General features: G+C 66.6%; 14 protein-coding genes. 5 read left to right on the forward strand and 9 right to left on the reverse strand.

The window, feature by feature from the left end:
* Positions 1–66: 66 nt before the first annotated feature.
* Positions 67–1,716 carry a recombinase family protein gene (locus tag OHA64_RS06095; protein ID WP_405609021.1) on the forward strand — a complete coding sequence of 550 codons (1,650 nt, stop codon included), beginning with the start codon at positions 67–69 and terminating at the stop codon, positions 1,714–1,716.
* Here OHA64_RS06095 and OHA64_RS06100 read toward each other — a convergent pair.
* Together OHA64_RS06100 and OHA64_RS06105 are read right to left on the reverse strand one after the other, a co-directional pair.
* A protein-coding gene (locus tag OHA64_RS06100; protein WP_405623876.1) for an IS5 family transposase occupies positions 1,686–2,512 on the reverse strand; the annotation gives its coding sequence in 2 pieces (ribosomal slippage) (positions 1,686–2,153 and positions 2,156–2,512; 825 coding nt in all). The two genes, OHA64_RS06095 and OHA64_RS06100, sit on opposite strands and share 31 nt — an antisense overlap.
* A 44-nt stretch (positions 2,513–2,556) precedes the next feature.
* On the reverse strand, positions 2,557–3,141 hold the full coding sequence (locus OHA64_RS06105; protein ID WP_405609024.1) for a DinB family protein: 585 nt from the start codon (positions 3,139–3,141) through the stop codon (positions 2,557–2,559).
* Positions 3,142–3,511: 370 nt separating this feature from the next.
* On the opposite strand from OHA64_RS06105, the gene OHA64_RS06110 reads away from it, so the two are divergent.
* Entirely contained in the window at positions 3,512–4,351 is an 840-nt protein-coding gene (locus OHA64_RS06110) for an IS5 family transposase (RefSeq protein ID WP_405609027.1), read from the forward strand.
* A 114-nt stretch (positions 4,352–4,465) separates the two neighbouring features.
* Here OHA64_RS06110 and OHA64_RS06115 read toward each other — a convergent pair whose 3' ends face one another.
* The 4 genes from OHA64_RS06115 to OHA64_RS06130 form a co-directional block, all read right to left on the reverse strand.
* The gene (locus tag OHA64_RS06115; RefSeq protein ID WP_405606877.1) at positions 4,466–5,740 is read right to left on the reverse strand and encodes an IS701 family transposase; all 1,275 of its coding nucleotides are present in this window, start codon (positions 5,738–5,740) and stop codon (positions 4,466–4,468) included.
* A 257-nt stretch (positions 5,741–5,997) separates the two neighbouring features.
* A complete protein-coding gene (locus tag OHA64_RS06120; protein ID WP_405609030.1) occupies positions 5,998–7,374 on the reverse strand; it encodes an IS1380 family transposase in 1,377 nt (458 codons plus the stop codon).
* A gap of 140 nt (positions 7,375–7,514) precedes the next feature.
* Positions 7,515–9,206 carry an ISAzo13 family transposase gene (locus OHA64_RS06125; RefSeq protein WP_405609033.1) on the reverse strand — a complete coding sequence of 564 codons (1,692 nt, stop codon included), beginning with the start codon at positions 9,204–9,206 and terminating at the stop codon, positions 7,515–7,517.
* Between the two features lie 54 nt (positions 9,207–9,260).
* The gene (locus tag OHA64_RS06130; RefSeq protein ID WP_405609036.1) at positions 9,261–9,818 is read right to left on the reverse strand and encodes a hypothetical protein; all 558 of its coding nucleotides are present in this window, start codon (positions 9,816–9,818) and stop codon (positions 9,261–9,263) included.
* 53 nt (positions 9,819–9,871) lie between these two features.
* Between OHA64_RS06130 and OHA64_RS06135 the strand changes: the two genes are divergently transcribed.
* Complete coding sequence (locus OHA64_RS06135; protein WP_405609039.1) at positions 9,872–10,480, forward strand: hypothetical protein; 609 nt, start codon at positions 9,872–9,874, stop codon at positions 10,478–10,480.
* Here OHA64_RS06135 and OHA64_RS06140 read toward each other — a convergent pair.
* Genes OHA64_RS06140 through OHA64_RS06150 form a run of 3 tightly spaced genes read right to left on the reverse strand, consistent with a single transcriptional unit; the run spans position 10,464 to position 12,082 of the window.
* The gene (locus OHA64_RS06140; RefSeq protein ID WP_405609042.1) at positions 10,464–11,324 is read right to left on the reverse strand and encodes a helix-turn-helix domain-containing protein; all 861 of its coding nucleotides are present in this window, start codon (positions 11,322–11,324) and stop codon (positions 10,464–10,466) included. The two genes, OHA64_RS06135 and OHA64_RS06140, sit on opposite strands and share 17 nt — an antisense overlap.
* A 19-nt stretch (positions 11,325–11,343) precedes the next feature.
* Positions 11,344–11,868 carry a DUF6879 family protein gene (locus OHA64_RS06145; protein ID WP_405609044.1) on the reverse strand — a complete coding sequence of 175 codons (525 nt, stop codon included), beginning with the start codon at positions 11,866–11,868 and terminating at the stop codon, positions 11,344–11,346.
* A complete protein-coding gene (locus OHA64_RS06150; protein ID WP_405609047.1) occupies positions 11,849–12,082 on the reverse strand; it encodes a hypothetical protein in 234 nt (77 codons plus the stop codon). Before OHA64_RS06150 ends, OHA64_RS06145 begins: the two co-directional genes overlap by 20 nt.
* A 174-nt stretch (positions 12,083–12,256) precedes the next feature.
* On the opposite strand from OHA64_RS06150, the gene OHA64_RS06155 reads away from it, so the two are divergent.
* Both OHA64_RS06155 and OHA64_RS06160 read left to right on the forward strand, forming a co-directional pair.
* The gene (locus tag OHA64_RS06155; protein ID WP_405609050.1) at positions 12,257–12,469 is read left to right on the forward strand and encodes a hypothetical protein; all 213 of its coding nucleotides are present in this window, start codon (positions 12,257–12,259) and stop codon (positions 12,467–12,469) included.
* Positions 12,470–12,474: 5 nt separating this feature from the next.
* Positions 12,475–12,729: a hypothetical protein gene (locus tag OHA64_RS06160; RefSeq protein WP_405609053.1), complete on the forward strand. Its 255-nt coding sequence runs from the start codon at positions 12,475–12,477 to the stop codon at positions 12,727–12,729.
* Positions 12,730–12,841 lie beyond the last annotated feature (112 nt).

Consider the following 12,841-nt stretch of genomic DNA (forward strand, 5'->3'; position numbering starts at 1 on the left):
ATACCGACCAGGGCTGCCGCGTTGTGCCGACGGCTTCGCCCCGACATCAGGAAGAGGGATCACGCCATGAGCAGCACCGTGTTGCTGCTTGCCCTTTGGGTGCATGCTTGGGGCATGGCCACTCCACCGCTCACCGGACGCGAGTACCTCCGCGTCAGCTTCGACCGCTCCGGCGAAGAACGCTCCAACGACGATCAGCACGATGACAACGTCGACATCGCCGCAGAGCTGGACGTCACGCTGGGCGACTACTACAGCGACGTGGGAAGCGCCTCCAGCAAGGGACGCAGCAAGCGGGGCGACTTCGGCCGCCTCATGGCCGACCTGACCGGCGGCACGTTCGGTGCCGACCTGCTCGTCATGTGGGAGGCGTCGCGAGGATCCCGCCAGCCCGAAGAATGGCTCAACCTGATCAACGCCTGCCGGGCACAGAGCGTCAAGATCCTGGTCACCACGCACCGGCGCGTCTTCGATCTGGAGCAGTGGCGCGACCGGCACGCCCTGCAAGAGGAGTCGCTGAAAGCCGAGGCGTACAGCGAGGAAACCTCCGAGCGCGTGATTCGCACCCTGAAAAGCAACGCCAGGAAGGGCAAGCCGCACGGCCTCATTCCGTACGGCTACACCCGCACCTATGAGCAGGTGCGCAATTCCAAGGGCCGTCTCGTCACCCGGCCCGACAAACAGCTCCCCGAGAAGTCCGAGGCGCTGAACGTCATCGAATTGTTCACCCGTCTCGCGGCAGGCGACTCACTGGGCGAGATCGAGCGCGACTGGAAGAAACGCGGCATCAAAACCCGCAAGGGCGCGGAGTTCAGAGTGTCTGTTCTGTCGCAGACGGCGCGGCGCATCTCCTATGTCGGCAAGCGGGTGCGCATGAAGAGCGTCACCAACGAAAAGACCGGCAAGCGCAAAAACGTCATCCTCGGCGAGACCGACGCCGCATGGCCGGTCATCGCCGATTTCGACGACTCGCCCGTCTCACCCGAGGAATTCGTGGACCTGTTCCATGAGGTGCAGACCCTGCTCGGTGCCAACGGCCGCCGCACCAATCCGGGCGGCGGCGCACAGCACGTGTTCACCCTGACCGTGCGGTGCGCTGCATGTCTCGGACCGATGACGGTTACCCGGCACCTCACGCCCGGCGGCGGACAGGCATATACCTGCCGCGACAAGGGGTGCCTCCGCGTCAACGACAAGGACGGTCTCGACGACTACCTGACCGGGATCATCCTCGCCTACCTGGCTCGCCCGGAGGTCTACGCGTCGCTCGGCGACGGCCACGACGTCGGCGAACTCCGCACCGTGCGCGCCCAGTTGGACGTCAAGCGCGCCGACCTGGACGCCACCCGCAACACCGAGGCGGAGTCGCTGGCCCACGAGGCGCGGCTGGCCAAACGCGAGGACAAGCTGACGGGTGAGATCCGGCAGCTTGAGGACCGCGAGCGCGCACTGACCCGCCCGAACCCGTTGGCGGAGCTGTTCGAGCAGGGGCCGGCCGCCACGGTGGCCCGACGCTGGGCGCGCACCCCCATCCATCGCCAACGTGCCATCGCTAGGCTGCTGTTGAGCCCGGAGCTGCTCGGTGAGGTGCGTATCCGCCGCACCCGTGACTCCGCCTCGGCCGAAGTGACGGACCGGGTGGTTTGGCGGAGAGTCGCTACCGGGCAAGCAGCTAAGAGGGCGTCTCACGTGGCAAGTTTCGCGAGCTTCTTGTAGCAGGTCAGGGCAGCGGCCAGGCCGAGGAAGGCGAGGAAGTGCGAGCCCTTTCGTTCGTATCGGATGGTCAGGCGGCGGTAGCCGAAGAGCCAAGCGATCGACCGCTCGATCTTCCAGCGGTGCCGACCGAGGCGTTCGCCGGACTCGATGCCTGGCCGCGCGATGCGCGCGACGAGCCCACGCTCGCGCAGCCAGATGAGGTGTTCGGCGGAGAAGTACGCCTTGTCTGCGCGGAGTTTGACGGGCCGGCGCCGCCGTGGTCCCCGGCGGGACCGGACGGCGGGGATGCCGAGGATGAGCGGCTTGAGGGCGAGACTGTCGTGCATGTTCGCACCTGACACCGCGACGGCGAGCGGGATGCCCTGAGCATCGGACAGCACGTGCAGCTTGCTGCCCTTCTTGCCGCGATCGACCGGGTTCGGCCCTGTCAGCGATCCCCCCTTTTGGCGCGAACGGAGGCCGCGTCGACGATCGCCGAGGTCCAGTCCACTTCGCTCCGGGCCCCGAGTTCGTCCAGCACCGCCCGATGCAGCCGACGCCACAGGCCGACCTCGGTCCATACCGTGAAGCGGCGATGCGCGGTGGCGGTGGACGTGCCGAACGTCGGCGGCAGATGCCGCCAGGCACAGCCGCTGGTCAGCACGTACACCACTGCGGTGAACACGGCCCGCTGGTCGCGCGGAGCGGTCCCGCCACCTTGCGGTCGAGCCGCGAACGGCGGCAGCAACGGGGCGACCAGCCTCCAGAGCTCATCAGGAACCAGACGCTTCGACAGATCAGCACTCACGGCCGGCATCATGCCGCTCGAACATCAAGCATCACGTCACGGGGGACAGCCTTCTATGCCTCGACTGATGCGGCCGATCTGGCGGCCTGCTCGATCTTCGCGCAGTAGGCGGTGCGGGCGTCCTCATCGATCTGCATCTCGTGTTCGGGGCGCATCCCGGTTCGGCCGTCCACGCCTTCGCGCAGGATGTCGGCGTGCCCGGCATGCCGGTTGGTCTCGCCGAGGACGTGGACCAGGATGGCGAACAGGTTCGCGTTGGCATAAGGCTCCGGCCACCACGGCACGTGGCCCGGGGCATCGAGGGCAAGCTCGTCGATCGTCGCGTCTGAGTGTTCCCACGTGCGCCGGTAGGACTCGATGATCTGATCGCGCGCCTCGTCCTCAGCCGCCCACAGATCGCTGCCGTCGTGGTCCTGCCACCGGGGCAGCGGTTCTGGGGACGGCCGGTCGAAGACCTCGCCCAAGTACCTGGCCTCGACGCTGGCCACGTGTTTGACCAGGCCGAGGAGGTTGGTCCCGGTCACTGTCAAAGGTCGGCGAGCATCGTATTCGGACAGGCCGTCGAGCTTCCAGAGCAGCGCCTTGCGGTCCCGCCGCAGTCGCCCGTGCAGGGTGCCCTTCGCGAATTCATCGATCATGCGGCATGAGCCTGCCATGGGCTACTCGTGGCCTCAAGATCCCGTACGTGGACCGCACCGACCGGCAGTGCTGAAGCTCGGCCATGGCCACCGCCCCGAGCTACTGAAGAAGCTCGCGGAACTTGCCACGTGAGACAGCCTCTAAGAGGGTGTTTACGCCTCTTTAGCTAGCTTTTGATGCGTTATATGGCCTGGCTTCGATGGTACTGATGCCGCTGGAGGGGTCTGTGAAGCTGGAGGGGCGACGGTGCGGTGGTCTTGAACGCACTCCTCCTGTTTCATCCCAGGACGCGCCGTTGCACTCCGTTCGCTTCGCGCGCCTGATGCATGCGCCTGGGCCGGGCCGGCGGCACCCGGTACTCCAGGAGACATGGCTGAGCGTCGTCACTATCCCAGCGATTTATCCGATGCCCGCTGGGAGTTGGTCGAACCGATCCTGACCGCCTGGCGGGCCGAACGCCGCGGCCGTGGACTGGACATCGGCCGCCCGCAAAACCATGACCTGCGCAGTCTCCTGGACGCGATCCTCTATGTGAACCGCACCGGGATCCCCTGGCGCTACCTCCCGCACGACTACCCGCACTGGAACACCGTCTACGCCTACTTCGCCCGCTGGCAGGAGGAAGGCGTCTTCGACCAGCTCAACAGTCTCCTGCGCCGCCAAGTCCGCAGGCAGGAAGGCCGGGACGCCGAGCCCAGCGCATGCGTCATCGACTCGCAGAGCATCAAGACCTCCGCCAACGTCCCCGCCGCCGGCCAGGGCATCGACGCCGGCAAGAAGATAGTGGGCCGCAAGCGGAGCATCGTCATCGACACCGTCGGCCTGCTGCTGGCGGTGCTGGTCACGGCCGCGAGCGTGCAGGACTCCGTCGCAGGCCGGGCCCTCATCGAGAAGGTCGCCGCCGAGCACCCCACCGTCCGCAAGACCTGGGTCGACGGCGGCTACCGCCAACACCTCGTCGAGCACGCCGCAACCCTGGGCATCGACATGCACATCGTCCGCCGCGACCCCACCGTCAGAGGATTCACGGTCCTGCCCCGCCGCTGGACCGTCGAGCGCACACTGGGCTGGCTCATGAACCACCGCCGCCTGGCCCGCGACTACGAAGCCCACCCCCACCGCTCCGAAGCCATGGTCCAACTCGCAATGATCAACCTCATGACCCGCCGCCTCACCGCAGAATCCACCCCGAGCTGGCGCGGAACCTAGAACAACCCGAACTAGTAGGACTCCGTTAGGTTGCTCTGGCTCTTGGGTTCGGGCTGGTGGTGGATGTTCTGGACAGGGGGCGGTGGCAGGTGGTGCAGGTGCCGGTCCAGCGGTTCAGCAGGTCCTGGATGGTGTCGAGGATCTGGTAGAGGGTGAGCCCGCTGTATCGGCTTTTGGGGCCAGGCGCTGTTCGGTGAGGAACGCGTGGGCGGCGGTGACCAGGGTGACGTGGTGATGCCACCCCGCCCAGGAACGTCCCTCGAAGTGGTCCAGGCCGAGGCCGTGCTTGAGTTCCCGGTAGTCGTGCTCGATGCGCCAGCGGATCTTCGCCAGCCGGACCAGTTCGGCGAGGGAGAGCGTGTCGGGCAGGTTGGACAGCCAGTAGCCGGTGGGCGCCTCGGCGCCTTCGGGCCATTCGACCAGCAGTGTGACCTCGGGCAGGACACCGTCCCAGCAGTTTTCGTCTGTGGCGACGGCCTGGGCGAGGCGTCGGGACTTGACCCCGGCCGGCCGCACCCGCAGGGACAGGAAATCCGAACGCATCGGTCCGCGGGAGCCTTCCCGCCAGGTCACCTCGGTGAAAGCCTGCCGCCCCTGGTCCGCAACGAGCGCGGCCACCGGGGACGGTTTGTCGCGGTAGCGGGGCTGGGGCTTGCGGCCGTTGCCGGACCAGGGCGGGGCACTGGGCACGGCATCGTGCGGGTGGACGGTCACGTCCGAGCGGATCGCCGCCACGTAGCCGATGCTCCGACGGTCCAGCCCGTCGCGGAAGCCGGCGTTCTGCCCGTAGCCGGCGTCGGCCACCACCACCGGCGGGATGAGACCCCAACCGGCCAGCTCGTCCAGGACATCCAGGGCCAGGCGCCACTTCTCCCGGTGCCCGATCTCCTCAGGGACCCCCGTCTTGCGTCGGCGGACCCAATCGTCCGCCCACTCCTGGGGCACGAACAGGCGCCACTGCAGCGGGCAGGAGGCGGTGTCGGAGACCGCGTGCACGCTCACCGCGACCTGACAGTTGGCCTGCTTGCCCAAGGCTCCGCAGTACTGGGGCGCGACCGCCACCGACATCTTCCCGTCTTTGGGAAACGACACATCGTCCACGGCCCAGGCATCCGGGCCGATCAGCGGCACCATCCGCTCCGCGATCCGCCGCCGCACCGGCACCGGATCCCACGTCGACTGGTTCACGAACTGCTGCAGATTCTGCTCGTTGCCGTCCGGCAGCCGCTCCGCCATCGGCTGGATCGACTTGCGGCGACCGTCCAGCATCAGCCCCCGCAGATAGCAGTCGCTCTTCGCCCGCTGGTCCTTGCGCGGCACCGACGCGAACACATCAGCAACGAACAACGCCAACTTCGCCCGAACACGGTTCACTTCATGTGCGTCCACACACCCACCATGCCGCTGAACACCACCGACGAAAAGACCTAACGGAGTCCTACTAGGACATGAAGGGACTAAACATTGGACGAAAACGCCCTCTAGCCTCGAAGTTTCGTGACGGTCCGCCGACGGAGTCGGTGGACCGTTTTCGTGCCGTGGGCTGAGGCTGGGCGGAACGAAGACCCGAGTGTCGCCTCGGGGTGGCGCCGGGTTCCACTTGCCCGGCTGTTGAGGTGCTGTCGCAGGGACGGGAAAGCCCCTGGTCATCCGGGGTTCGGCAGGCGCGCGAGCCGGTCGAGGGCTGCGGTGATGTGACCGGTCCAGGGCCAGTGCCGGGCCAGGCGGAGGATCCGGCGGCGGCCGGTGGTGACGAGCTGTCCGGCCGCGGTGAACAGGCGGAGCCGTAGGCGGCGGGGTTCCCAGAGCCTGGCCTTGCCGGTCAGGGCGAGCATCGGCATCCAGGCCAGCAGGTCGAGAGCGATCTGCACGATCTCCAGCCAGATCCGGTTCTGGGCAGTGCGGTGCAGGGGCAGGTTGCGCAGGCCGGTGGCCCGGGCGGCGCGGATGCGGTCCTCGGCCCGGGCCCGCAGCCGGTGACGGAGTTCGAGCTCGGTGATCGGCCGGCCCGAGGTGTTGGTGGCGAAACAGGTCAGCCGCATGCCGTCCGCATCCGTGAGCCGCAACTGGGCCCCGGGGTGCGGTCGTTCCTTCCTGACGATCAGCCGCATGCCCTTGGGCCAGCCGTCCAGAACGTCGCCGGTGAGTTCAGCGACCCAGGCGCCGTCGCGGATCTCGCCATCGGCCTCGACGGCCGCCGTCCAGGCCGATGCCGGAACCTTCAGCACCTGCTGGTGGATCGCGTCGGTGATCACCATGCCGACCGAGTAGGACAGCCACCGGCCTCGCTGAGCGAGCCAGGCGACGAAGTCGTGGGTGCCGCCCGCGGAGTCGGTGCGGATCAGGGTCCGGCGTCCGCGCCGGTACTTCTTCGGCAGCTGGGCCAAGGCCAGTTGGGCGGCGGTGATGTGGTCGGTGGCCGTGTTCGATCCCGCGTTGCCTGGTCTGAGCAGGGCCGCGACCGGTTCACCCGTGCCGCCCGGTCCGTGGTCGACGAACCCCATCAGCGGGTGGTGGCCGTAGGTTCGCTTCCATGTGGGTGCGGCGTCCTCCTTGTCCGAGTGCGCGATCACCAGCACCCCGTCGAGGTCCACGGTCACTGTCCCGCCCGCATCAGGCGCTTCCCGGCCGGCCAACCGCCAGACATGCTGGCGGACTTCGGTCCGCGCGGCACGGATGGCCCGCAGGGCTTTCTCTCCGGAGGCGGCGAGGGTGTCGATGAGGCGGGAGACCGTCGGGTCGGAGGCCACCGGCCCGAACACGGCCGGCTCGGCCCGCAGCATGGCGACATCCGCGAGGCAGTCTCCGCCCAGCGCGACCGCCAGGGCCACGTCCAGCAGGATCTTGCCCGGATCATGCACCGCCCGAGTTTTCCGCCACGGCGTCAGCGCCGCTGATATCGCGGTGTCCAAGCCGGCCTTGCGGACGGTCTCGACCAGCAGCACGCCCCCGGCCTGCGAGACCACCGTCCGGCCGCCGCCCTCGATGCGGACACGCGGGTACGACCCGATACGCTTCTTCACCTGGAGAGTGCTTCTTTCCGTGCAGCCAACAGGACCCTAGACAAGTCCCATCGTTGCAGTTCAGGAGCACTCTCCGCTTATTTGATCAAGCCTCGGACACCCCACCTCGTGAAAGCGCGAGGCTAAGGGCCCGTAAAGAATCAACACGTTGCTGCGGTCTCTGTTGTGAGGGTCACGCCGTGTGCGGCGGCGTGGACGAGGAGTCCGGCCACGGTGTTGAGGTGTGCTGCTGGGGTCCGGGGTGTGTGTGCGTGCTGGTCCATCAGCCGCCGGATCTCGCTGGTGGTGTGGCGGATGGTGTCCTTGCTGACGGCGAAGAGGTGGGCCAGCACGGTAGGCGGCAGGGCGAGGTTTTGGTGCAGCACGGTGACCAGGACCCGGTCGGCCAGGTCGAGTTTGGCTTTGCGGCCGCCGCCCGGGGCCCGGCGTCGCTCGCCGCCGTCGCGTCGGGCGGCGGGGTCCTGTTTTTGCAGCGTCTGCCAGTCGGCGGTCAGGGTCTCCGTCAGCTCGGTCAGTGCGGTGCAGGTCATACCGGTCAACGCGGGGTGTGACAGAGCTCCGCGGTCGAAGACCGCCGTCGGCCCGAGCGTTGGTCCGGTGGGGCCTGCCGGGCTGGCGGGGTGGGGGTGCACGGTGTAGTTCCATTCGCCGTGAAAGGCATGTCCGGTGACCGGCACTGCGTTCAGCTCGGCATCGCTGACCTTCACACCGATGGGATAGACGCCGGTGTCGAGTTCCGCGTGGACGGTGAGACCGGTGCGGGTGGTGGTCGCGGCGATGGACTGCACGACGACTTCGTGGCTGTTCAGCGGTCTGCCGCGCCAGTTCATGGTGATCGCGGAGAACAGCCGATGCTCCACCTTGTTCCACTTCGATGTGCCCGGCGGCATGTGGCAGACCGTGACGGCCAGGCCGGTCCCGGCGGCGAACGCAGCCAGCTCGGACTTGAAGGCCCGGGTGCGATAGCCGTTGGAGCCGCCGACATCGGCAGTGATCAGCAGACGTCTGGCCTGCGGATAGTCGAGGCGTCCTTGCTCGTTCCACCAGCGGCGGATCGATTCGACCGCGAAGGCTGCGGTGTCGTGATCCGTACCGACGTTCACCCAGCCGGTGTTCGCCGCCAGGTCGTAGATGCCGTATGGCAGGGCCTTGCCCAGTGCATCACCGGGGAAGTCATGGACGTCAACCCGCACGGGCTCACCGGCCGGCCGCCATTGACGTCCCGCGTTCTTGAACTCCCCGACGACTTCCTTCTTTTTCGTGTCCACACTGACCACCGGCTCGCCGTCCGCCTGATGGTCCTTGACCTGGCGATTGATGTACTGAAACTGCGCGTCGCGGTCGGCGTGTTGAACGCCTTCAAGGGTCTTGGCATTGGCCTGCAGACTGAAACCGTTCTCCCGCAGCAGCCTGCCCACGGTCGGCGCCGAGGCGGCATGACCCTGTCTCGTCAGCTCCCCGGCCAGAGACCGCAGCGACCTGGTCGTCCACCGCAGCGGCGACATCGGATCGCCCCGCTCATCCGGCTCGACCAGCGCCAGTAACGCCGGAACGAGCAGCGGGTCAAGCTCCTCGGCGCTCTTGCGACCGCCGCCAGCCCGGCGAACCCGGCCATCGGGCAATGGGTCCTCACCGCCCTCCAGCTCGAAGACCCCCTTGCGCACCGTCGTCTCGCTCACCCCTGCGGCGTGGGCGACGGCCCGGACCCCGCCGTGCCCCAGCAGCCGGGCCTCGGCGGCCAGCGCCAGCCGCTGCTGCCGCTCATTCAGATGAGGTAACAACACCCCGAGTTTCAGGGCAAGTTGGTCACGAACCTCGTTCGGTATGGGCATACCACACCAACGACAGACAGACCGGGAAGCAACGTGTTGATTCTTTACGGGCCCTTAGGTTCCATCGTCGTCGAGAGCTGCCTGAGCATCCCTGGAGAAATCCTCTATCATTTGATATAGCACAATCCGATCGGCTTCAACTAGCCTCCAGCCATTTTTGTGCTCAGGAATTCCAGGATGCTCGACACTCATCTTGATTCTTAGCAGATTGACCATTATGGACCTCGCGATTTTCCTTACCCCTTCGACCCTTTCACTCATTGACGCCGGGCCTGCAAGCGTTACTTTCGTAGCAGTTTTCCTAATGGTTTCCTCGAAAAGCTTCATTTCGTTCATGTCGGGGAGAAAGATTGCTTGCTCCTGCAAGCTTGCTTGCTTCTGCTGTGCCGTTACGCCCAGACCTACCGAGACCACTGCTTGAGCCAATGTCACCATGGCGTTTATGAGCTCTTCATAAGCGACTTGCCGCGCATCCCGCCGTTGTCGACGGTGCTCAGCACGTGCCGCGATCTTCGCCTGTTCACGTGTCGACCATCCAGTAGCGAACGCCGCGCCCGTCGTCGCGACAGCCCCTGCCAACGCTCCCAGCACTGCGGCCAATCCTGCATCCATGTAGGGGAGTTTGGCAGCCGACGCCTCTAAAGAAGCGAGCTACCCTCCCGTTCGTGAGTCAATCAACTGTTCAGCTTCTACTCGCGGCTTTGGGCGTGAGCGGCACCCTGGCAGCAGCGGTCCTGACCCAAGTCCTACAGCGGAAGGCGGAGCGAGAACGAAGAGCTGCCGATGATGCGCGACGCTGGCACGCTGACCGCTTCCGCGTGTGCAAGGAGCTCCTGTACAAGGCCATGGAGATCAGCCGCATCCTTTGGAGCGCCAGCTCAACGCTCCCGGCCCCGGACGAGTACGAGAGGATTCGAGAAGCCGGATACACGAGCTTCCTGGTCGTAGGAGAAGACGACGTCCCTCCGTACGACGGTGATCCTCAGGTCTTTACTTCAACGTCACTGGAGATCGTTAGGGAGGACTTGGAGCGTGCACATGCGCTTGTCGAGGAATCCGAGCATCTGGTCGCTGAGATCTCGCTCCTCACAGATGGCCCGGTTTCCGAGTCCGCCGCCACCTTGTTCAGAGCGGCCCTCTTCGCTGTAGGCGAGGTTGAAACCACTCGGGGCAGCCGCGAGGAAGCATGGCGGGGGGTGTTGGCTATGAAAGAGCCCATGGCCAAGTTTCAGCACGACGTGCGTCATGAGCTGGGGGTTACTGGAACCCTGTAGCCAGGGAGGCGAGAGCCCTGGTGATGCAAGCTCTCGCCTCGCGGCCGTGCACTGCGATGCCGGACAGTTCGGCGAACGCCGTCAGGTAGGTGCGGATCTCGCCGGGGGCCGTGATGTTGACCTCCGCCGTCAGCGTCTCGACGGCCACCTGGGCCTCATCGAAGGCGTAGAAGGCTTCCAGCGGCCACACCGTGCGGCGGGCTGTGAAGGGGATGATTCCGAGCGACACGTTCGGCCGGGACATGATCTCCAGCAGGTGCCGGAGCTGATCGGCCATCGCGGGCTCGGCACACACCCGGTAGTAGAGCACCGCCTCTTCGAGCAGCAGGGCGAACCGGTGGTTGCCCTCGTAGACCACACTGGACCGGTTCAGCCGCGCCTGCACGGCATCGGCCACGTCGTCAGGGGTGCCCTGGAAGTCCGTGATGGACCGCAGGAGCCCCGTGGCGTACTCGGCTGTCTGGAGCATGCCCGGAACCAGGTTCGAGGCGTAGACGCGGAAATGGCGGGTCCGCTGGTACAGCGGCAGGGTCTTCTCGTGGACCCGCCGCATGCCGTCGCGGTGGATCTGCCGCCACTGAACGTACATCGACTCGGCGGTGCGGGAGGCGGCGATCAGGTCCGCTGCCTGATCCTCTGCTCCGCAGGCCCGGCACCATGCCCTGATGTCGTCGTCGGACGGACCGGTCTTGGCTCGTGCGATGCGGGACGCCTTCGACTTGTGCCAGCCGCACCGCTGCGCCAGCTCAAGCCCGGTTAGCCCGGCATCCCTTCTGATCTCGTCCAGGCGGGAAGCAATGGCCGCGCGGGCAGCCTGTGCAGTGGACAGCGGGGACGTGGGCATGAACTGGCGTACCGGGCTTTCAGATGGCGTAATTCTCGTGGGGGATGGCCCGCTCCCAGACGGCGTCGAACGCGGCGGCGCACAGGTCAGCGACCGCCGGCTCGTCCGTCTGGTCGGTGTGAACCCAACGGCCGTTACCGTCAAAGATGTTGAACTGGACCACGCGGCCGTCGAACAGCCAGAAGTCGTTCCCCGGCAGCGCGAGATCCGATGCTTGCCGCCTCGGAAGCCAACGGATGTCCTCGCCCGCAGCGACATTCGTGAAGGTGAAGGAGTGCTCGTAGCGGATGTACTCGCTCACCGGCTCGGAGACGATCCGGGCGCGGCGCATGACGACACCCTTGGTGGTGACCTCCTGGACCAGGCCGAGCCACGGACGCCACCACGACTCACGGTCTTCGGGATCGAGCCGATGGCCCCGCTGCCACGCCGTGAATCCCCCGTCCTCGTCCGGGATCGCGTACGCGTCGCGCATCTCAAGGTGCACGGCGGAATGCTCCACAGACCGGATCAGGTCAGCAAAGCTACTGAGGCTTTGCGACATTCAGCGCCTCCCTCACGAGCGGGATCATCCGCTGCGGCAGCCGGATCACGCCCTCATGGTCTGGGAGCGGACTGTCCTGGACGGTCCGCGCAAGCGTCTCGGCGTCGGCCTTCACGCCCTGGATGACGAGATCCTGGGTCTTCTCGTCCACCCATACGGCCGGACAGCCGTGATCTCCAGACTCCGGATCTTTGCCGACGAACCGTAGCTGCATTGCCTCTCCCCACGTCGAGCCGGTTGCTGCTGGTTGCAGAGCCTGAGCGTCACCTTGCTGAGGAAGGGGGGTCAAGGGCGCAGTGCCCATCGTGCAACCGCGTGCAACTATGTGGACCCCGCAACTCCCGCTTCCTACGGTCGTAACCGGAGTCACACGAGTCGGGGAGACACGATGGCAGCCACGCGCCACAAGACCACCCAGGAACCGCCAGTAGTGCTTCCGACCGGCTTCAACGCATGGCTGCTGGACTGCGTGCCTGCTCCGGGCTGTGAGGTGTGCGCAGCGAATTGGAAGCAGCTCAAGGCAGCGGAGGGCCACGGCAACATCGCCGAGGCAGCGCGCCACGCCACCGAGGTCCGCGATCACGCCTCGGGAGTGCACTGATGCCCATGGATATGCAGACCTACCGGGACGGCCGCAAGCAGGCCGAGGACGCGGCGGAGGCGCTCCGGGAAGCCCTGGCCGCTCTCGGGCTGCCGGAGCGCGTCTGGAGCAGCGTGCGCCCGATGGTGACCCACAGCGGCAACGCATACGTCCACCTGGGCATGGTGCGTGCGGACGCGGCCGTGAAGATGGCCGAGGCGATGCAGGCTGCGGCTGAGGCCGTCGAGCAGGTTCCGGCTGGGGGAGACCGCCAAGCGTAGTGTTGATTTGTCCACGAAAATGCAGGTGCTGCCTGGCCTCGCTCGTCGAGGAGGGGCTGATGATGACTGACACTCCAAACCCGCAGTGGGGGCCGCGCCCCCCCCTGACGAG

This window comes from Streptomyces sp. NBC_00076, from assembly GCF_045041235.1.
In the GTDB taxonomy this organism is placed as follows: domain Bacteria; phylum Actinomycetota; class Actinomycetes; order Streptomycetales; family Streptomycetaceae; genus Streptomyces.